A 21632-nucleotide genomic window follows, 5' to 3' on the forward strand; every position below is an offset into this window, starting at 1 on the left:
CTCATGCGCTGAATTGTTCATTTCCCCGTCAATGGGGAGCTAGTCCGAACCTTGTTGCTGGAATCTGCCGCCGCAATTGGAGAGTACCTTGTCATCCCCTTACCCGCACCTTCTCGCCCCGCTCGACCTCGGCTTCACCACCCTCAAAAACCGTGTGCTGATGGGCTCCATGCACACAGGGCTGGAGGACAAGGCCAAGGACTTTCCGAAGCTCGCCGCGTACTTTGCCGAACGTGCGCGCGGCGGCGTGGGGCTGATCGTCACCGGCGGATTTGCGCCTAATGTGGAAGGCTGGCTGTCGCCATTCGGCTCACGCCTGGCCTCATCCAGCTCCGCCAGAAAACACCGCGTTGTCACCGACGCCGTCCACGCGGATGGTGGCAAGATCGCCCTGCAGATTCTGCACGCGGGCCGGTACGGTTACAGCCCGTTCTCGGTGGCGCCATCGAAAATCCGTTCGCCTATCACGCCGTTCACGCCACGCGAACTGTCATCGGGCGGCATTGAACGCCAGATCCGATGCTTCGTGCGCGCCGGCGTGCTGGCACGGGAAGGCGGCTACGACGGCGTCGAGGTGATGGGCTCCGAAGGCTATTTCATCAACGAATTCCTGGTGACGCACACCAATCACCGCGACGACAAATGGGGCGGCAGCTACGAAAATCGCATGCGCCTGCCAGTCGAAATCGTCACACGCATGCGCGAAGCCGTGGGCAAGGATTTCATCATCATCTATCGCCTGTCGATGCTCGATCTCATTCCCGATGGCCAGAGTTGGGAGGAGGTGGTGATGCTGGCCAAGGCCATCGAGCGGGCCGGCGCGACCATCATCAACACTGGCATCGGCTGGCACGAGGCGCGCGTGCCGACTATCGCCACCTCGGTGCCGCGTGCGGCGTTTGCGTGGGTGACGAAGAAGATGAAGAGCGAAGTCGGCATTCCGCTCGTCACCACCAACCGCATCAACGCGCCCGGCGTGGCCGAGAAAATCATTGCCGACGGCTGGGCGGACATGGTGTCAATGGCGCGGCCGCTGTTGGCCGATGCCGATTTTGTCAACAAGGCCGCGACGGGCCGCACCGATGAAATCAATACTTGCATTGGCTGCAATCAGGCTTGCCTCGATCACGTTTTCAAGCAGCAGCGCGCGTCGTGCCTGGTCAATCCACGGGCGTGTCACGAAACCGAGCTGGTTTTTCGTCCGACGACAAGAAAGAAAAATATCGCCGTTGTCGGCGCCGGCCCCGCGGGCCTGGCATGCGCAACCGCGCTCGCCGAATGCGGCCATCACGTCGAGTTGTTTGATGTCGCGTCCGAGATAGGCGGCCAGTTCAATATGGCCAAAGTCATTCCCGGCAAGGAAGAGTTTCACGAAACCCTGCGCTATTTCAGTCGGCGCATCGACGTCACCGGCGTAAAACTGAATCTCAATCGCCGCGTGTCCGCCAATGACCTGAAAACTTATGACGATGTGGTGCTTGCCACGGGCGTCACGCCACGCAACCCGAAAATTCCCGGCCAGGACATGCCGCACGTGCTGAGTTACATCGATGTCTTGTTGCACAAGAAGCCGGTCGGCAAACGTGTCGCGGTGGTGGGCGCAGGCGGCATTGGTTTCGATGTGTCCGAATATCTGGTTCAGGATGGGCACTCGCCGACACTCGATAACAACGAGTGGATGAAAGAGTGGGGCGTGGTCGATCCCTCGCAACGGCGCGGCGGCGTTGCCAAACCCGAAGTCACGCCGCCTGCCCGCGAGGTGGTATTGCTGCAACGCAAGAACTCGCAACCCGGCAAGGGGCTGGGCAAGACAACGGGCTGGATTCACCGTGCTGCACTGAAAAAGAAAAAAGTCGAGATGATTGCCGGCGCCAATTACGAATCCATCGACGAGCGGGGACTGAATATTACCTTTGGTGAAAAGCATGAGAACCCGACGCTGATCGAATGCGACAACATTGTGCTTTGCGCCGGGCAGGAACCGCTGCGCGAACTACAGGCGCCACTGGAAGCGGCAGGAGTGAAGGTGCATTTGGTCGGTGGTGCGTTCGAGGCGGGGGAACTGGATGCGAAGCGCGCGATCGATCAGGCGAGCAGGCTGGCGGCGGCGCTGTAGAGGGTTGCCTCAAGAAAGAATTGACCATGGAGACCAACGAGGCCACGGAGAAGCCCATGATGCTTTTGACTTTCCTCCGCGTTCTCCGTGGTCTCTTTGGTTCAACGCCTTTCGGACGATGTAAATGCCAATCTCAAGCACTGGTGCGGTAACCAGGCATAAAATGGCTTGAAAGCCTCGCCAGATATAGAGTTTGTACTTTGTTTTTCGTATAAATCGCTTCTTCTTGATTCCCGTCATATGGTGGCACGCGGGGCAGGGCTATTCTCTTCGGCATACAATAATTTCAACTCTCGCCGGGTGTGTGACCGCGCGGCGATAGATGCGGCGAATGCGTAGCTAAACGACATCGCGCGAAATCGGCAGGGAGCTTTTGTTGCAGGGCCCCTGCGTTTTGGAGATTCCCGATGAACGACCGCGCCACAGTAGCCATCCCGTTAGCCGACGTGCGCAGCAAGATGAAAGCGCGAAATACTCTCAAGGGCCGTCAGGTCGATCCGCAGGCGCGCGCCGAAGTTGCCGCGCTGTTGGACGGTCGTCCTGTCCGCCGCGATCTGCTGATCGAGTTCCTGCATCGCATTCAGGACAAGTACGGTTCTTTATCCGCCGCGCACCTTGCCGCACTCGCGGAAGCCATGAAGATCGCGCAGGCCGAGGTTTATGAAGTGGCGACCTTCTATCACCATTTCGATGTGGTGAAGGAGGGCGAGGCCGTGCCGCCGGCGATCACCGTGCGTGTGTGTGAAACGCTTTCGTGCGCGATGGCCGGGTCGGAGGATTTGTTGAAAAAATTGCCGGCAATCCTCGGCAAGGATGTGCGAGTCGTGGCCGTGCCCTGCATCGGGCGCTGCTCGGAGGCGCCGGCGGTTTGTGTCGGCCAGAATGCGTTTGGGCATGCGACGGCGGAGAATGTAGCTGAAGTAATCCGCGCCGGCATGGTGTCGCCTTCCCGGTCAAAGGAGCGGGAACCCGCCTGCGTGGACTATGCACAGTACCTGGCTGCCGGTGGTTACAAAACGTACCTCGATATATTGAACGGCAAACGCGACCCGGAATCTGCCCTCACCGAAATGGAACACTCCGGTCTGCGCGGACTCGGCGGCGCGGGTTTCCCGGCCGGGCGCAAGTGGCGTATCGTCCGCGGCGAAATGGCGCCGCGCCTGATGGCGGTGAACATCGACGAAGGCGAGCCGGGTACGTTCAAGGATCGCCACTACCTGGAACGCGATCCACATCGTTTCATTGAAGGCATGCTGATCGCGGCGAAGGTGGTGGGCATCGACGCGTGCTACGTCTACCTGCGCGACGAGTATCACGCGTGCCGCGTACTCCTCGAAGCCGAACTCAAAGCGCTGCACGCCAATCCGCCGGGTGGCGCTCCATTGCCCAAGATTGAACTGCGGCGCGGTGCCGGTGCCTATATCTGCGGGGAAGAATCCGCGATGATCGAATCCATCGAAGGTAATCGCGGCATGCCGCGGCTGCGTCCGCCGTACGTCGCACAGGTTGGCCTGTTCGGCCGGCCGACGCTGGAACACAACATGGAAACGCTCCACTGGGTGCGCGACATCCTCGAGAAAGGTGCGGAGTGGTTTGCGAATCACGGTCGTCATGGCCGCAAAGGTCTGCGTTCGTTCTCGGTTTCCGGCCGCGTGAAAAATCCGGGCGTGCATCTTGTGTCGGCGGGCATTACCGTGAAAGAGCTGATCGCGGAGAACTGCGGCGGCATGCTCGACGGTCACGAGTTCTACGCCTACCTTCCCGGCGGCGCGTCGGGCGGAATACTCCCCGCCAGTATGGGTGACATTCCGCTCGATTTCGATACTCTGCAGCCGCACGGCTGCTTCATCGGCTCGGCGGCGGTGGTGATCCTGTCGGACAAAGACAAGGCGCGCGATGCCGCGCTGAACCTGATGAAATTTTTCGCAGAAGAGAGTTGTGGTCAATGCACACCGTGCCGTGTCGGCACCGAGAAGGCGGTGCACCTGCTGGAAGAGTCGGCATGGCGAACGGGATTGCTGGAGGAGCTGTCACAGGTGATGGTGGATGCATCGATTTGTGGTCTGGGGCAGGCGGCGCCGAATCCGATCCGCTGCGTGATCAAGCATTTTCCGCAGGAGATTTCGTGATGAGCGCGAAGATCGAAACAAGAAGCTGCCGCGCCTGCGAAGGCAGAGGCCAAGTTTTCGTTGCCGCACTGGGATGCGAACTTGGGCCTCGGACTAAATCCAGGGCGACAGAGATATTTTGGAGCGTGTCGCAATGAACGCCATGACCGACCCCATCATCGAACGCAAACTTGTCGAATTCACTCTAGACGGGCAAACAATATCCGCGTTTGAGGATCAGACGCTGATTGAGATCGCCAAAGAACACGGCAAGGAAATCCCGCACCTCTGCTACAAGCCCAGTTATCGGCCCGATGGCAACTGCCGCGCGTGCGTGGTGGAAATCAAGGGCGAGCGCACGCTTGCGCCATCGTGTTGTCGCCATCCCAGCAATAACATGGAAGTCACCACCGATTCGCCGCGTGCCGTGCTTTCGCAAAAGATGGTTCTGGAACTGTTGACCGCCGATGCGCCGCCGAGAGACGACAAGCCTGCCGACAATGAACTGACTAAATGGAAAATGCGTCTCGGTGTTGGGGAGTCCCGTTTCCCAGCGCGCCAGCAGCCCAACCCGGACTTCTCTCATCCTGCGATGACAGTGAACTTGGACGCCTGCATCCAGTGCACGCGTTGCGTGCGCGCCTGCCGCGAAGAGCAGAACAACGATGTGATCGGCTATGCCTTCCGTGGCGGGCATTCGAAAATCGTTTTCGATTTCGATGACCCGATGGGCGCAAGCACCTGCGTGGCGTGCGGGGAATGCGTGCAGGCGTGCCCGACCGGTGCGCTCGCGCCCGCCAAGGACGCCTACAAAATTGTCGCCGACAAGCTGGTCGATAGCGTGTGCCCGTATTGCGGTGTCGGCTGCCAACTCACCTATCACGTCAAGGACAACGCCATCGTCCGCGTCGATGGCCGCGATGGTCCATCGAATCACAATCGCCTCTGCGTAAAGGGCAGATACGGCTTCGATTACGCACATCACAAGCAGCGTCTGACCACGCCGCTGATCCGAAAAGCCGGGGTACCGAAGACCGCGGATTTCCGCATGGACCCGGACAACTGGCGTGAAGTTTTTCGCGAAGCGACATGGGAAGAGGCGCTCGATCTGGCCGGCGGCACGCTCGCGAAAATCCGCGATCGGCATGGTCCCGGGTTTGGCAACAGCGCGCTGGCCGGCTTCGGTTCGGCCAAGGGTAGCAACGAGGAAGCGTACCTGTTCCAGAAATTGGTGCGCACCGGTTTCCAGACCAACAACGTCGATCACTGCACGCGCCTCTGTCATGCGTCGTCGGTCGCTGCGCTGCTCGAAGGTGTCGGCTCCGGCGCGGTCTCGAACCAGGTATCGGATGTCGCGAAAGCCGACGTGATTTTCCTGATTGGCGCGAATCCCACGTCGAACCATCCGGTTGCGGCTACCTGGATCAAGAATGCCACCAAGCGTGGCGCGAAGCTTATCGTGCTCGATCCGCGCCGCAACGATCTCTACCGCTACGCCTGGCGTTACCTCCAGTTCAAGCCGGACATGGACGTGGCGATGCTCAACGCGATGATTTACACCATCATCGATGAAGGCCTGGTCAATGAAGACTTCATCAAGAATCGCACGCACAATTACGAAGCGCTGAAGGAAAACGCCAAGGGCTTCTCGCCGGAGAAAATGGCCCCTTTGTGCGGCATCCCTGCCGAGACATTGCGTGAAGTCGCGCGTACCTATGCGACCTCGAAGGGCTCGATGATCTTGTGGGGCATGGGCATTTCGCAGCATGTGCATGGCACCGACAATGCACGCTGCCTGATTGCGCTTACGTTGATGACGGGACAAGTCGGCAAGCCGGGCTCGGGCCTGCATCCGCTGCGCGGGCAGAACAATGTACAGGGTGCGTCCGATGCCGGCCTTATCCCGATGATGTTCCCCGATTACAAGCGCGTCGACAATCCGGAGAATCACGCGCGCTTTGAAAGGCTCTGGAACACGAAACTGGACAACAAGCCCGGCCTCACCGTGGTGGAGATCATGGATGCGGCCTGTGAAGGCAGGATCAAGGGTATGTATGTGATGGGGGAGAATCCCGCCATGTCGGACCCGGATTCGAACCACGCGCGCAAAGGACTGGCGAATCTGGAGATGCTGGTGGTGCAGGATATTTTCCTCACCGAAACTGCCTACCTCGCTGACGTAGTGCTTCCGGCATCGGCATGGCCGGAGAAGACTGGCACCGTGACCAACACCGATCGCATGGTGCAACTCGGCCGGCGCGCGCTCGACATGCCCGGCAACGCGCGGCAGGACCTGTGGATCATTCAGCAGATGGCGCAACGGCTCGGACTTGATTGGAACTATCCGGGCGCGGAAAGTGGCGTCGCGGCGGTATACGAAGAGTTGCACATCGCACAAGGCTCGATATCCGGTATCAGTTGGGATCGGTTGAATCGCGAATCGTGTGTGACCTACCCTTGTTCCGGCGATGACGACCCCGGCCATCCTGTGGTGTTCATCGACAAATTTGCCACCGCAGACGGCCGCGCCAGGTTCGTACCCGCCGATATCATTCCCGCCAACGAGCGGCCGGATTCGGCGTATCCGTTCGTGCTGATTACCGGACGCCAGCTCGAACACTGGCACACCGGCTCGATGACGCGCCGCGCGTCGGTGCTTGATGCGATCGAACCGGCGGCGGCGGTCAGCATGAACCCGATGGACATGCGGCAACTTCATGTGCATGCCGGCGAAAACGTCACGGTCGAATCGCGCCGCGGCAAAGTGGCGATCATGGTGCGCGCCGACGAAGGCGTGCCGGTTGGCTCGATCTTCATTCCATTCGCGTACTACGAAGCGGCGGCAAACATGCTTACCAATCCTGCGCTGGACCCGTTCGGCAAGATTGCGGAGGTCAAGTATTGTGCGGTGCGTATCACCAAGGGAGGCGAGCCCGTGCCGCTGTCGAGTTACGGCGGTGCGCAGGCGTTTGGGGTGTAGGTGAAACAAGAAGCTGTCGCCCCGGATCCAGTCCGGGGCGACAGTGTTTTTTGCGGGTCTGCGCAGTAGGCCTTTGCTGCGTGATTTGTCAGCCGATCTCCACCACCAACGTCTGATATCCCACCCGGCAACTCCCCACCTTCACGCGCAAGGTCCCGCGCCCTTCCGCAACCAGCGTCACCCGCGCTTCATTGACGTTACCCCGCGTCCACGGCGCAAATATATTGATGCCGCCGTAGGGCCCGCGACCCCAGCCGTCCAGATGGCCAACCTGCGTTACCAGCTCGCCCGGTGCCGCAAGGCGTACGCCTTCGCATTCCGTGGTGAGCCGTAGCGGCTCCACATGCGGCAAGTGCTTCGCCGACGAAATGCCGTGCGTGCCGAGGTAGCCGTGATTGGTGACGCGAATTTCAAGTCGCGTCATGCCGGAGGCGAGTCTTTCCTGCCCCGCCACCGACACGCTTACGCGCGGCGTCAGCGCGGCCACGCGCAAGAAAGCGGCACTATGCTGATCAAGTACCGCGCCCAGTTTTTCGTACGTCGGGTTGGATACCCCGACCCGCAGATCCAGCCCGCCCAGTTCCACCTCGCCCAGCTGTGGATGTGATGCCGCGCGCCACGGCCTGAAGATGCGCCCTCTGTTTTCGCGCTGGTCCCATTGCGCCAGCGCAAGGATATCGGTGCGCTCCATGTGCGAATAGTTTTCAATGAATTTCTTTTGCGGCTTCATGCCGATTTGCGTGAAGATGTCCCACAACTCGACGCCGTAGGCGAGACAGCCACGCTGGTGGTAGGCATAATCGGTGAGGACGCCGCGCACCGGCGTGCCCGGCTCGTACTGGAATTCGTGATAGCCGCTCACCATCGGATAGCCGGTGAATTCTTTTGCCCACACCTCCACTTGCCGGTACACGGCGAGGTCACCCTGGTCCATCTCGTGATCGGGTTTGTCACCCAGCGGTCGCAGGAAAACGCCGCCGAAGGTGTGAAAGTTGACCCACGTGAAAATGTTCGGATGCGTGCTCACGAACTCAAGCAGCGCGTGCGTTTCGGGTTCGCTGCCCGGAAAATGTCCCGCGCCGCGCTGCGATTCCTCGGCGCCCCACTGGTAGGGAAAATTACGGTTGAAGTCAGTCTGTGAATCGCACAGGTAATCGGGCGTTGGAACGGAGCGACCGTCAAAGTTGACAATGTGGCCTTCCGGATACATGCGGTAGAACGGACCCGCATCCTCCGGCTTGCGCGGCACCATTACGCCGCGCGAAATGCCATCGCCGGTGAGTTCCACCAGTTCACCATTGGCGCACACCTGCCGCATGTAACCCATCTGCCCATCGCCGTCGACGTCGGCGTTCTGCCAGTAGCTGCGCCCTTTGTTGGCGCGATTGTCCGCCGGATGTGATCGCACATAGCGCCCGGTCTTGAGTACGGCCTCGGCGCCATCGGGTGATATGCGGGGTACGACATAGAACAGCGTGGCCTTGATGGTATCGGTCATGTGCGCCGGCAACGGATTGGCAATGGTCCCTCCCGCGTGGAGCGCAATCACGTCTTCCGCGATCGCGAGCGCGGCGCTGGACCCGCAGAATTCAGAGGCATGCATATTGCCGTCGACCCACACGGCAGGGCGCATTTCTTCCGGGCGCGGGCCGATGATGAGCAGCGGGATGTCGCGGCCTTCGCGGCTTTTGCCGAGGGAAGTGAGCTGCACGAACTGAGGATGCGCGTTGGCCCATATGGACAGTTGCTGCGTGAGTTCGGCGTAGTCGAGATATTTGGTGCGGAACATGGACGGGATTCTTGTTTTCAAGATGAGATGCGGCAGTATGTTGGATGGCGGTGCCGGTGGTCAAACCTGAAGTCAAATCCGGGCGACAACATATAGAATCTCATTTATGACCACACTTACACCCTGGCCGCCCAGCCTGAGCGGCAATTTCCTGCGCCGCACCATGCCCGAGCTGGCGAAAAAATTGGACGCAAACATGAGCCCCGTCAGCAAAACTTCCGTCGTCACCTTGCGCGAAGTGACCAGCGACACCGTGCGCAAGATCTCGCTGCTCGATGTTGCCTCCGGGCAGGAAGGGCTGGTGGCGCCGAATGCGTTTTCGATCGCGCAAGCGCACTTTCACCCTGAGGCATGGTTCCGCGCGATCTACGCCGACGAGGTGCCGGTCGGATTTGCGATGCTGGAAGACTGGTCGCAAGTACTCGGCCGCGAACCGGAACGTTACGAAGGAGCGCCCTATGTGGCGTTATGGCGATTCATGATCGACCATCGATTCCAGAAACTCGGTTTTGGCGCGCAAGCGATTGCGTGCTTGATCGCTTACGCGCGTACGCGGCCGGGTGCGAAGAATATGTTGCTCTCGTTCGTCCCGAAGGAAAACAACCCCGAGGAATTCTATAAGCGCTTCGGTTTCGCGCGTACCGGTGAGGAAGATGAGGGCGAGTTGGTGATGCGGTTGCGGCTGGACTGAATACGCCCAAAGGCGAGCGCTCAACCTGTGCGAGCTGCGGAGACCATCACCGCCAGCGAACAAGTCATAATATTGTCACTTCAAGATCGCACCTCCGTGCTATCGCCATTCATTCGAGTTTCTTTCATGAACAAGCGAGTCACGGCCAAGCTGGCCGCCAGTAGTGCTGTTGTATTTCTGCTGGGCAGTTGCAGTTCTTTGCTGCCTGCGTTAACCGTCAAGTCCCGTTTGAACCAGATTGAAACTATCGTCGTGATCTACGCGGAGAACCGCAGCTTTGATCACTTGTTTGGCCACTTTCCCGGCGCGGAAGGCATCGCTGATGCCACGGCCGAACAAAAGATCCAGCTCGACCGCAACGGGACGCCGCTGGCCGCGTTGCCGCCGGTGTACAAAGACCGCAAGGTGCAGGACGACTTCCCGCGCAATCTGCCGAATGGCCCGTTCGCGGCCGACCAGCCGCCGGTGCAACGCGCGCTGACGGCAACCGACCCCGACCCGACACACAGCTTTTATCAGCACATCGCGCAGATCAATGGCGGCAAGAATAATCAGTTCGTCGCGCACAGCAACGCCGGGGCGCTGCCGATGGCCACCTTCGACGGCTCAAAACTGAAGATGTGGCAATGGGCGAAAGATTTCACGATTGCCGATCATTTTTTCCAGGCGGCCTACGGCGGCTCATTCATCAATCACCAGCAATTGATTTGCGCGTGCGTGCCACAGCAGATTGAGGCGCCGGACAGCATCCGCGCGGTACTCGATGACAAGGGGCACCTTCAGCAAAAGCCCGATTCGCCAGCCACGGTGATGGCTGGCCCGCCGGCTTACCTCCGCGATGGACGCGTGGCGCCGGTGGACCGTGGCAGCTACGCGTTGAATACCAACCAACCCGCCTACCAGCCGAGCGAATATCCGCCCGCCGCGGGTGGTGATCTGAATTACACCGACCCGGCCAAATACCCGCTGAAGCCACAGACCATGAAAACCATCGGTGACACGCTCTCGGCCAGAGGCGTTTCATGGGCGTGGTATGCGCAGGCATGGAACGCCGCGCTATTCGATGGCATTCGCGATCCCGCCGCCAAGCGCACCGTGATCAGCTATTCCGCCAACGGCGCGATCAACTTCCAGGCGCATCATCAGCCCTTCAATTATTACGCCCGCTTCGCGCCGGGCATGCCGGACCGTGCGCGGCATTTGCGTGATCGCGATGATTTTATTGAAGCGATCGACAAGGGCGCGCTGCCGCAGGTGTCGTTCTATAAACCCGCCGGTCGCACCAGCCAGCATTCCGGCTCCAGCACCATTGCCGCGGGCGACGAAGAAATGCACGAAATCGTCGCGCGCCTGCGCGCCGGCCCGCAGTGGGACAAGATGGCCATCATCGTTACCTATGACGAATACGGCGGCTATTGGGACCACGTGCCGCCCCCGAGTGGACCCGGCTGGAGCAATGACTTCGGCCCCGGTTCGCGCATCCCGGCGGTGATCATCTCCCCCTTTGCCCGTCGCGGCCATGTGGACAAAACGGTTTACGACACGACCTCGATCCAGAAATTCCTGAACGTTCGTTTCGGGCTGGAGCCCTTGCCGGGGCTGCGCGAGAAGATTGGCGACCTGACGGGGGCATTTCAGTTTTAAGGGCGCAGCAATGCCGCCGACAGTTCCATGAACCGATGTAACATACCCTCACAACAACACCCCGAGGCACCGCATGAACCTCACCATTGAACAACTGGCTGAAATCCTCGCCGGTATCGCCAAAGCGCAGCAAGCCATCATCGACGGCATCGAAAGCGAAAGTGGCGGCTGGAAGAACACCCACCTCATCCCCAAGCTCACCACGGCCTCCAATATGCGCCTCGCCACGCCGCGCCTGATGGACGTGCCTTCGCGCGTATTGCTGCGATCACAGTCCCGTGTCGTGATGGATGTCGCGACGATCACACGCATGTTGCATGAAGCCGTAAGCGGCGAGCCGGTACCAGCCGTAACCCCGGCAAGGCCGGCAGTCTCCATCCCGGCCGACTATGTTGCTTCCACTCCTGCTGCCGCAGCCCCGGCAACTGCTCCAAGTGCCGCTGCGCCGGTCGCGCCCGCCGCAAGCGCTGCCCCGGCCGCGCCTGCCGCAGTGAAGCCCGCGCCGGGCGCCGAAGTTGACCTCGGTAACTTCTTCGACAATTGATATCGCCCCCAGTGAAAAAATTACTCATCACCCTGGCGTCAATCTTCGTCCTCAGTGGTTGCGCAGCCCACCGCGAATTCCGCGAACGTGAACAAGTGACCGACGCCAATCTCAATGGGATCTGGCTCGTGAAGAAAGCCGAACTCGGCGGCAAGGACTTTGCCATGCCCGCGACTTTCGAACTGCAAATCGCCGGCAACAAGTACCGCGCCGGTTCATTTGCCAGCTCCGCGCCGCCGGGCGATCGCGGCAAACTCATCCTCTTCGGCGATGAACTCGCCGGCCAGGCCGCGCGCATCGACGTGGTGGGCGAGGACGGCCCCAACAAAGGCAAACGTTACCCGGCCATCTACCGATTCAATGGTCGCGAACTTGAGATCTGCTATGACCTCTCCGAGAAAGACCGGCCCAGCGAATTCGTCAGCCGCGAGGGGACGATGTTGTTGCGAGTGACGTACGGCAAGAAGTAAGGGGGGCTTAGCGAATGGTGACAATACTCGCGTAACGGCTGGGTGCGCAAAGCGCAGCGTGCCCATGATCGATTCTTCGCGTGGGCACGCTGCGCTTTGCCCACCCACGCAGTACGTGGCGGCCGTCGCACCATGTCACGTCGCAATATTCCGCCCATGAATGACCTCGAATCCCTCCGTAACGAGCTCCGCACCTTCGCCGCCGATCGCGATTGGGACCAATTCCATTCCCCCAAAAACCTCGCCTCCGCCCTCGCCGTGGAAGCCGCCGAACTCCTCGAGAAATTTCAGTGGTTGACCGAATCGCAGAGCCAGCAATTGCCGCCGGTCGCACTCGAAGGCGTCAAGGAAGAAGTGGCCGACGTGTTGCTTTACCTGATCCGGCTAAGCGACAAGCTGGGCATCGATCTCATCGCTGCCGCGAAGGCGAAGATCGCCGTGAATGCGACCAAGTACCCGGTGGAGAAGGCGCACGGGAATAGCAAGAAATATACGGAGTTGTAGCGCGGCCGTTTGCCGTACTACGGTGGCAGCGCAACGTAGGTTGCAGATAAAACTCAAGCACTGGCGAGGCGCTCAGACATAAAAGCCGCTAGTCGGCGCGCCAGTGCTTGTGTTTGTGTGAATTCTATATGGGGCGCGGGCTCATGCGCTATATGCATACCACATATGTGCCGCCCGCCCAAGTGGCTTATTTTGTCGCTTGCCATTCCTGAATTGAAAATATTGACAATACCCATAGTGGGCCTGGTAATGCCCACTATGGGTATTTCAAGGAAATCCATCTCGGCAAAAGACGGTCGCTCTGCAGGCAAAATTGGCACCGAGAAAGATGGTGCGTGCGCCGTTGTCCGCTCGTGAAGCGGGCGCATATTACGGAGCCGGTGCGCAGAAAGCGCCGCCTCCGCCAGCGGCTCTGCCGACGCACTCTTGACCACTACGCAGCGGCGCGCAATGGATTTTGTTTTCGGGCCACCGGACCGGATTTTAGCCAATGAACTCATCGGACTCACGGGCTCGGGCTCCGACGCAATGCAACGCGAGCTGGCAGGTTTGGAATCGTCTGGTGTGGTCACGGCACGCTGAATCGCCAACCAGAAGCACTACCATGCCAACAAAGCGTCGCCCATCTATCTTGACCTGTGCGGCATCGTACATATTGAAGCAACCGAAGACATCGCTGATTGGCACCGAGAGTGAACTCGGCGTTTGAGAATCATCATGCGAAAGCTCAACGCGCAATCCTGCACGCACGTTTGTCGATCAAGTAATTGAATGTGCTGAACCTGATCACAATTCGGTAGCTGGATTGATAGTCGTTCCTCCGGTCTGATATCGGCGTTACCCGTAACCGCCAGTCATATCCACCCCGAGTGTCGGGCCAGTGCTAGACTTTGCTCCGCCGCGCAGTGCGGGCGGCGGCAGGTCAGGGGATTGAAAAGAAAAGGACCACGATGGGCAAATCGCGTTTGGAAGCGTTCAGCGATGGTGTGATCGCCATCATCATTACCATCATGGTGCTGGAGATGAAGGTGCCGCACAGCAGCGAGTTATCCGCCCTGGTGCCGCTGGGTCCGGTGTTCCTGAGCTATGTGTTGAGCTTCGTGAACGTTGGCATCTATTGGAACAACCATCACCACATGCTGCATGCCGCGCAACACGTTGACGGAAAAATTCTCTGGGCCAATATGCATCTGCTGTTCTGGCTGTCGCTGATGCCGTTTGTCACCGGCTGGATGGGCGAGAACCATTTCGCGACCTTGCCGACCGCGCTATATGGCGTGGTGCTGCTGATGGCGGGCGCGGCGTACATGTTGCTGCAACGCACGATCATTGCGCGCCACGGCATGGAATCCGTGCTCGCCCGCGCCGTGGGCCGCGATATCAAGGGCCGGCTGTCGCTCTTCCTTTATGTGATTGCCATCGAGGCCGCGTTTCTGCATACGTGGTTTGCGCTTGCCGTTTATTTCGGCGTGGCGGCGATGTGGTTTATTCCGGATCGACGGATAGAAAAGGTGATGGCGAAGCAGATCGAATAGGCGGCGATAGCATCGCAAACGTCTGTCGCACATTGGGACTGCGCGGAAAGTCAAAAGGGAGAGTCGGTGGGGACGCTTGTTGAGATCTCGTATTCGGTGGGTTGGTTGATTTTCCTGTATCTGGGCGGCGCGGGTGCGTATGAACTTTTGGGCGGCCGGAAATTTCGCGCGTCGTTATTGTTGGCGGGTGCCTTCATCTGGATCGTGCTGACTTTTGTATTTTTCCGGTATGTCGGCGCGAGCAACTATCGCGTGGCGTTTGTGATGTTGTATTTTCTCGTGTGCGGGTTGCTGGTGCGCAAGGTGCATCGCGATATTGGGACGCCGGATATCCGATAGTTGGTGTGCTGGGCCCCGGCGTTCGATGGAGCGACGTTGAACGTGAGCGCGCCTCCGTGTCCGTCCGGCAAGCTTGCTGAATGCGGTACTGCGTTCTGCCCCATCCCCTGATCGCGGTATCCCCGCGCGAATGTGCGATCCATCATATTTCGGCCCGCCGCTTGGCGGTAAATTGCCGCAATTGGCGTTTATACATATGCCTACCCGTTTTCAACAAAGCATTCGTTGCGATCGGCCGGGCACAGCTGCCGCAGCATCTAAAAAAATAGAATCAACTCGCGCATTTTCGTTGTTCAGGAATTTGGAGTGGAGTGCATGTGTCGCGCACTCCGTGCAGGAAAGGAGATCGTCAACATGTGGACCGCAACGATTTTTATGGAGCTGCACAATGAAACGCAAGACATGTATGTTTGCCCCAGCCGCAACAAGCGCAATGAGCGCGCTGGTTGCCCTGTGCCTGTCAGCCAGCGCGTGGGCCGCCACGCCGGGCGACCTCGATCCGGGTTTTAACGGCAGCGGTTACAACACGCAAGCGCAGGGCGATCTCGCCACCGGCAGCGCCGTCATCTCGGATTACAAGAATCGTGCCGTCACCGCCTACTACGCCACCAGTAACCCAGCGGGGTCGTATAACGACTATTCGGTGGTGCGCTATCTCGATACCGGTGTACTGGACACGAGCTTTGGCGTGGGCGGCGTTGTCAATCTGCCATTGCCTTCGAAGGATCTGGTTTGCACGCCGGAATTGGTGGAGGATAGCAGCACCAATTTGCTGGTCGCGAGCTGTAATTTCGATACCATTTTTGTCTGGCGGCTGAAAAACACGGGCGCACTCGATACCAGCTACGGAAGTAGCGGCCTGGCCACCATCCCGGTCGGCACGGGTGTGTATCCGGTCATCGGCCTCACGCAATACAAGAACCGCGCGATGATCGCGACGTCCTCGGCTGCGCCCGGCACCTCGCGTCCACGCTTCACGCTGGTGCGATTGAATAGCGCCGGTGCGCTGGATACTTCGCTGGCCGGCAGTGGTATCGCGCGATACAACATTTTGCCGGGCACCACGACGGAAACGGGCCGCGCGACCGATGTGAAAATGGATTCCGCCGGCCGCCTTGTGCTGGGCGGACGCGTGCGTACCTCGACCGCACCGGATTACCAGTTCGCCCTGGCGCGGGTAAGCTGGGCGGGTGTGCTGGACGCGAGTTTCGGTGCTGCTGGCGTGACCAACTTCCCGTTGTTGTCCGGCCCCAATTTTGGCCGCCGTGTGGCGTTCGATCCGAAGAACCGTATCCTGCTGAGCGGCTCGGTGTGCGAACCGGCTGATCCGGTAACTGGCGAGCAGAAATGTTACGTCGGTCTTGCCCGTCTGCTGACCAATGGCGCGCTTGATACCAGCCTGACTGGCGGGACCGGCACCATGGTTTACGGCGGCGGCGGTGGTCCGGCCAATCCGAAAGCAGGCTTCTGCACCGACTACACCTATAACTATGGCCTGACCACATTCAAGGATTACATTTATCTGGTGGGCATGTGCGACCTGCAACCGTTTTCCACCACACCGGTATATCCGGGCAGAAGCGTGGCCTATACGCTGCGGCTCGATGCCAACGGCCAGTACGACAGCAGCTTCGGCTACACGATGAGTGGCTACACCTACTACGATTTCGGCGCGCCGGAAGCGGTATACCTCGGTGTCGCTATCGACAAGAACGCGCAGATTCTCGCCGCCGGACGCCGCAGCAAGACGGTATCCGATACCGAAATCTACGGTGACGTGGTCACGGCGCGCATGGTGCAATAGTCCTGTGAGTGGGATCCGGTGAGTTTGACCCTCTCCCAGAAATGGGAGAGGGAAGCCGGGTTGGTGCCAGGCAGGTCTGCTGCGCCAAACCACGGAAGCACGTCCGGGGGCCGAGCGCCCCTTTCTGTGGCTTTTCACCAAAAGTCGGTGGCGCGGCGCGCTGGATGCTAGAGTCCTGTAATTGCACAAGGCGCGAGCCGCCTTAGGAAAGATTCATGGCCACCTCTTCCAGTAGCGACGTACAAAACATGGCGCTGTTCTGCGATTTCGAGAACGTCGCGCTCGGCGTGCGCGATGCGAAATACGCGGAGTTCGATATTCGCAAGGTACTTGAACGCCTGCTGGTGAAGGGCGATATCGTGGTGAAGAAAGCGTACTGCGATTGGGAGCGTTACAAGGATTTCAAGAAGAGCATGCACGAGGCCGCCTTCGAACTGATCGAGATTCCGCATGTGCGCATGTCAGGCAAGAATTCCGCGGATATTCGCATGGTCGTCGATGCACTGGACCTTTGCTACACCAAGTCGCACGTTGACGCTTTCGTGATCATCAGCGGGGATTCGGATTTTTCGCCGCTGGTGAGCAAGCTGCGGGAGAACAACAAGACCGTCATCGGCGTCGGCGTGAGAAGCTCGACGTCGGACCTGCTGGTGAACAACTGCGATGAATTCATTTTTTACGATGACTTGGTGAAGGCAGACGAGGCCCGCAAGAAAGCGTTGGCAAAAAAGCAGGCCGACGCGGCGTCGAAGAAATCCACCGAGACCAGCGCGAAGAAACAAAAGGATCAAGCGACCCGTAAGGTGGCCGACCAAAAATCGCCGGCAGCAGATGATGCAACGGCTACCGAGTCATCCGACGATGCGCGGCGCATGGAAGCCATCGAGTTGGTGGTTGATACCGCCGAAGCATTGCTGAACGAAAAGGATGTCGACGAAGTACACGCTTCAAATGTGAAGAACGCGCTGAAGCGCCGCCGCCCGGATTTCCAGGAATCGGCTTACGGCTACAAGGCGTTCGGCAAGATTCTTGAAGACGCGGAAAAGCGCGGTTTGCTGGAAATCCGTCGTCATGGGCAGGCAGTGGCGGTGTCATTGCCGCGATAGCGGGAGAGGCGCTTTGTTGTTCCAAGGCCCCTGCCTGAAAAGTGCATGCGCTCCGGCGACGGGGCTGGGCGAAGTTGAGTGCAGCAGTGCGTCGACGGTCGAACATCTCAGCGGCTATTGGCATCCCTGCGCGCCGGGAGTTGCGACAACCATGTAAGCCCGGCCTCGGTGATGCGTTGGTGCCCGCCATCGAAAATGGTCAGGCGCACGTTGTGCGATTGGCGACGCAGCAGCACGCTCGAGGCGCCATACAGCGGATCGCTGCCGGCAAATCGCAGCGCGGCGGGCACGCTCGCCTGTCGAACCATCGACTCAATCTCAGGTGAGATGAACCGGTCCGCTGGATCGGCGAGCAAATTGAAAGCATTGAGACTATGGCTGATGGTCACGCTGCCACCGCCGTCATGGCCATCGTGGATGCCCGCGTTAATATCGACAGGCACATCACGGGCAGTGGCGAGGTATGTCGAGGCTGATCGCCTCGCGCATTCCGCCGCCGCCATCGAACCGGACAGCGGTGCGCCGCCGCAGACGCGTGCGATGTGGCCGGCGAACCGGAGCCCGCGCGCCAAGGATTCATCGTGAAATGCAATCATGTCAATGGGCGCGGCCCACGCCGAGACGCCTGCCCACAGGTGCGGCGCACGGCCCGCCATCAGCAGTGCCGCGTAGCCACCGCCCGATTCACCGATGAGGTAGATCCGCGCGGGGTCTATGTTGGCGTGCCGCTTGGCATATTCGACCGCGCCCAGAATATCCGCGATCACCAGTTCAGAACCCATCGCAGAGGGCTTGTCGTTAGCCCCGCGAAAGTGCGGATGGACAAATGCCCAGCCGTTGGCGATGCACCAATCCACGTAGGAAATTGAATCCGCCTGGTCAAAGCCCGATCCCCACGTATGAAGTGCCACCAGAAGTGGCATCGCGGCGTTGTTTGTATATTGTTGCGGCACATAAAACATAGCGGGCTGCTGCGTGTTATCGCCGCTACTGGTGTATTCAATGCGTTCTACGGCGCTCGGCCAAGGTGGCTCGCGACTCATCCACGTTGACCACAGCTTGGACCCGCCAAATATGGCTGCCGTGGCCGCCAACACAATACCGGCGATCACCAGGCGTGTCGTGGGCTTTGCCACGCCGGCCACCTACTTTTCCTTGCGGTTTTTCAGAAACGTGATGAGCTCGTTTTCCGGCAAGGCCCGCGCGCAAAAGTAGCCTTGAAATTCATCGCAGCCTTCCGCCTCAAGCAGCGTGAGCTGCTCCTGGCGTTCCACTCCTTCGGCGATCACGTTCATGTTCAGGCTGTGTGCCATGGCGATCACAGCGCGGGTGATGGCGACGTCATCCTGGTTATGCGGCAAATTTCGCACGAAGCTCTGGTCGACCTTCAGCGTATGCACCGGGAACTGTTTCAGGTACGACAGCGATGAATAGCCGGTGCCGAAATCGTCGATGGCGAGGCGGATGCCAATTTCGCGCAGTTCATCCATCAGCTTGGTGGCGCGCTCCGGATTTTGCATCACCATGCTTTCGGTGATTTCGAGTTCAAACAGCTCCGGCTTGCGTCCGGCCGCTTTCAGGGCCGCCGCGCATTCGCTGACAAATTCCGGATGCATCAGTTGCGAGCCGGACAGATTGATCGACATGATCATCGGTGGAACCCCCTGCTCTTCCCACGCTTTCGCGCGCGCGCAAACTTCGGTCAGTGTCCACTTGCCGATGGCGATGATGAGACCGGTCTCTTCAGCCAGCGGGATGAAGCGGTCGGGATAAATCAGGCCCAGTTCCGGATGTTCCCAGCGGATCAACGCTTCCACTCCGGTCACGCGGCCTGATGCAATATCGATCTTCGGCTGATAGTGAATGCGGAACCGGTTTTCTTCCAGCGCGCGCCGCAGCGCGGCTTCCATCTGGTATTTCTCGGCAGCCTGATCGCTCATGCTCGCCGAAAACACGCAGTATTGTTTGCGGCCCGCTGCTTTCGCCTCGTACATGGCGATATCGGCATTGGCCAGCAGCGTGGACGCATCCGCGCCGTCGGCGGGATACACACAGACGCCGATGCTTGAAGACAGGTTTACCTCGGTGCCTTCCAGCATCGCGCGCGGCTCAAGGACCGTTTGCAGTTTCAGTGCAATCGGGTGTACGTCTGATGCGTCCTTGAGATTTTCCACCAGCAGCACAAACTCGTCGCCGCCGAACCGTGCCAGCGTATCGCCCTCGCGCACCAGGCCGGTGAATCGCCGAACCGTCTCGCGCAGCACGCTATCGCCGAACGGATGGCCGAGCGTGTCGTTGACCTGCTTGAAGTTGTCGAGGTCGATGAAGAACAGGGCCAGCGAGCTTTTCGTGCGGGACGCGCGCGCAATGGCTGCCTGCAAATTGGTGTTGAACATCGCGCGGTTGGGCAGGCCGGTCAGCGAGTCGTGATTGGCGAGGACCTGGATGGTCGACAGCGCCTTCATCAGTTCCGCATTGTTTTCAGCCATCTTTGCACGCAAGGCGCTGATGCGTCCACCGATCATGGCGAACGCCGGTAGCACCAGCGCCAGGGTCATCCACTGGTACCACTCCACGTACACGTTTACGGTATCGGGCTTGAAGGTCATCAGCAAATTGATCACCAATGCATAGCCGGCGAGGACAACCAGTGTTGTGACCACAAATTCGCGCGTCCTGAAACGAAAGACGCCAAACAGCAGCACCACGAAACACCAGATCAGCACCAGGCCGCGGTCGTGGCTGAAGCTGTAGGCGACGAACATGACATAGGCAATGCCGGTAAATGTCTGTGCGTGGGTGAGGCTTTTATCCTGAAAGCGCAGATTGGCGCCGGATTTGAAGAGCGCGAAAAACACCAGGTTGATCGTGACCGCCATGCCAATAGCGACCAGCGTTGGCCCCTGCGCGATCAGTTTGGCCAGATACGCCAAGTAAAGCAGCGGCAAGGCGATGCCATAAGTGCCGGCGGCAATCAGGAATTGTTGCACCCTGACGGCCTGCATCTCACTCTGTGTTCGGGCTTGAAAACTGGGAGTTATCACTACGGTCTGTTACCAGGTTGATTTTTATTGGATCAATATAGCTTGTGGCACGGCGTCTTGCGTTTGCTTCCCCGGGCGGACCGGACGAAAGGCACGGGCGATCCGACAGGCGAAAATATTCGCAAACAAAAACACAAACACAAGCACTGGAGCGGATTCCGGCGCAGAAACGCTTGATGAGCCTCGCCAATGCTGGAGTTTCACTTCCCCGTCCTTACGGTCGCAGCGCGTGAATAAGGTCGAGGTAATCGTCGCGATCCGAGCCCAGGTAACCGCGCCGGATCAGGCAATCGATCGCCACCAGCGCCGCATCGACGGTGAAATCGTCGGGCTTTTTCTCCAGGCGCTCCATCAGTTCCGCAATCGGCATGCAGGTAAACCCGGCAACCTCGCCATCCTGATTGGCAGGGGCAAAGGACTCCGGCAGGATGATGTCGTGCACGAAGATGATTTCGTTGTGGAGTCCTTCCTCCACCGCGCGTTTGCAGCGTACCGCACCGGCACCCTTGGCGCCGCGCGCCATGTCTCCCGCGATACCGGCTTCTTCAAAGCTCTCTTTCACCAGCGTCTCGAAGGGCGTCATGCCGCGCGCGATACGGCCGGCGGCAATATTGTCCAGCAAGCCAGGATCGATCGACTTGCTGTCGGCGCGCCTTCCAATCCACATATATGGCTCGCCCTGGCGAATCGTTAATCCATTGAGGTGCGAGGCATACACGGTCAGGCCAAAGTGCCGCGTGGCCGCGCGTTCAATATGAAACAGCGGTGGCGAATAAAACGATTCGCACACCGTGACCAGTTCGCCGCGCCAGCCGCGGATCACCGTTTCCGCCGCGAGCGATTCCACCACTTCGGCAATTGCCGCTGCGGTGCTCGGGGGTTTCGAAATGTCCGCGCATGCCAACACCGCGCGGCCGCACCGTGAAATACTCCGGCCACTCCTCCAGGCGTTCGGCGA

Annotated in this window: 16 protein-coding genes; 12 read left to right on the forward strand and 4 right to left on the reverse strand. The window is 59.5% G+C overall.

Annotated elements, in window-relative coordinates:
* Positions 1-88: 88 nt before the first annotated feature.
* From IPP88_01885 to fdhF, 3 genes are all read left to right on the forward strand, one after another.
* A complete protein-coding gene (locus IPP88_01885; protein MBL0121514.1) occupies positions 89-2116 on the forward strand; it encodes an NADPH-dependent 2,4-dienoyl-CoA reductase in 2028 nt (675 codons plus the stop codon).
* A 407-nt stretch (positions 2117-2523) separates the two neighbouring features.
* Complete coding sequence (locus tag IPP88_01890) at positions 2524-4245, forward strand: NAD(P)H-dependent oxidoreductase subunit E (GenBank protein ID MBL0121515.1); 1722 nt, start codon at positions 2524-2526, stop codon at positions 4243-4245.
* Positions 4246-4378: 133 nt separating this feature from the next.
* On the forward strand, positions 4379-7204 hold the full coding sequence (gene fdhF / locus IPP88_01895) for a formate dehydrogenase subunit alpha (GenBank protein MBL0121516.1): 2826 nt from the start codon (positions 4379-4381) through the stop codon (positions 7202-7204).
* 88 nt (positions 7205-7292) lie between these two features.
* Here fdhF and IPP88_01900 read toward each other — a convergent pair whose 3' ends face one another.
* Complete coding sequence (locus tag IPP88_01900; GenBank protein MBL0121517.1) at positions 7293-9014, reverse strand: peptidase M14; 1722 nt, start codon at positions 9012-9014, stop codon at positions 7293-7295.
* Positions 9015-9189: 175 nt separating this feature from the next.
* Between IPP88_01900 and IPP88_01905 the strand changes: the two genes are divergently transcribed.
* The 9 genes from IPP88_01905 to IPP88_01945 all read left to right on the forward strand — a co-directional run bounded on the left by IPP88_01905 (position 9190) and on the right by IPP88_01945 (position 17630).
* Positions 9190-9684 carry a GNAT family N-acetyltransferase gene (locus IPP88_01905; protein MBL0121518.1) on the forward strand — a complete coding sequence of 165 codons (495 nt, stop codon included), beginning with the start codon at positions 9190-9192 and terminating at the stop codon, positions 9682-9684.
* A gap of 126 nt (positions 9685-9810) precedes the next feature.
* A complete protein-coding gene (gene acpA, locus IPP88_01910) occupies positions 9811-11328 on the forward strand; it encodes an acid phosphatase (protein ID MBL0121519.1) in 1518 nt (505 codons plus the stop codon).
* Between the two features lie 73 nt (positions 11329-11401).
* On the forward strand, positions 11402-11872 hold the full coding sequence (locus IPP88_01915; GenBank protein MBL0121520.1) for a hypothetical protein: 471 nt from the start codon (positions 11402-11404) through the stop codon (positions 11870-11872).
* Positions 11873-11883: 11 nt separating this feature from the next.
* Positions 11884-12342, forward strand: a complete 459-nt coding sequence (locus tag IPP88_01920; GenBank protein MBL0121521.1) for a TIGR03067 domain-containing protein — start codon at positions 11884-11886, stop codon at positions 12340-12342.
* Positions 12343-12498: 156 nt separating this feature from the next.
* Positions 12499-12846: a nucleotide pyrophosphohydrolase gene (locus tag IPP88_01925; GenBank protein ID MBL0121522.1), complete on the forward strand. Its 348-nt coding sequence runs from the start codon at positions 12499-12501 to the stop codon at positions 12844-12846.
* 950 nt (positions 12847-13796) lie between these two features.
* A complete protein-coding gene (locus tag IPP88_01930) occupies positions 13797-14381 on the forward strand; it encodes a DUF1211 domain-containing protein (protein ID MBL0121523.1) in 585 nt (194 codons plus the stop codon).
* A 66-nt stretch (positions 14382-14447) separates the two neighbouring features.
* The gene (locus tag IPP88_01935; protein ID MBL0121524.1) at positions 14448-14720 is read left to right on the forward strand and encodes a hypothetical protein; all 273 of its coding nucleotides are present in this window, start codon (positions 14448-14450) and stop codon (positions 14718-14720) included.
* Positions 14721-15108: 388 nt separating this feature from the next.
* Positions 15109-16524, forward strand: a complete 1416-nt coding sequence (locus IPP88_01940; protein MBL0121525.1) for a hypothetical protein — start codon at positions 15109-15111, stop codon at positions 16522-16524.
* Between the two features lie 248 nt (positions 16525-16772).
* The gene (locus IPP88_01945; GenBank protein ID MBL0121526.1) at positions 16773-17630 is read left to right on the forward strand and encodes an NYN domain-containing protein; all 858 of its coding nucleotides are present in this window, start codon (positions 16773-16775) and stop codon (positions 17628-17630) included.
* 107 nt (positions 17631-17737) lie between these two features.
* Here IPP88_01945 and IPP88_01950 read toward each other — a convergent pair whose 3' ends face one another.
* The 3 genes from IPP88_01950 to IPP88_01960 all read right to left on the reverse strand — a co-directional run bounded on the left by IPP88_01950 (position 17738) and on the right by IPP88_01960 (position 21578).
* Positions 17738-18775: a prolyl oligopeptidase family serine peptidase gene (locus tag IPP88_01950; protein ID MBL0121527.1), complete on the reverse strand. Its 1038-nt coding sequence runs from the start codon at positions 18773-18775 to the stop codon at positions 17738-17740.
* A complete protein-coding gene (locus IPP88_01955) occupies positions 18776-20635 on the reverse strand; it encodes an EAL domain-containing protein (GenBank protein MBL0121528.1) in 1860 nt (619 codons plus the stop codon).
* Positions 20636-20888: 253 nt separating this feature from the next.
* Complete coding sequence (locus tag IPP88_01960; protein MBL0121529.1) at positions 20889-21578, reverse strand: DUF4743 domain-containing protein; 690 nt, start codon at positions 21576-21578, stop codon at positions 20889-20891.
* Between the last annotated feature and the right edge of the window lie 54 nt (positions 21579-21632).

The organism is Betaproteobacteria bacterium, from assembly GCA_016720925.1.
In the GTDB taxonomy this organism is placed as follows: Bacteria; Pseudomonadota; Gammaproteobacteria; order Burkholderiales; family Usitatibacteraceae; genus UKL13-2.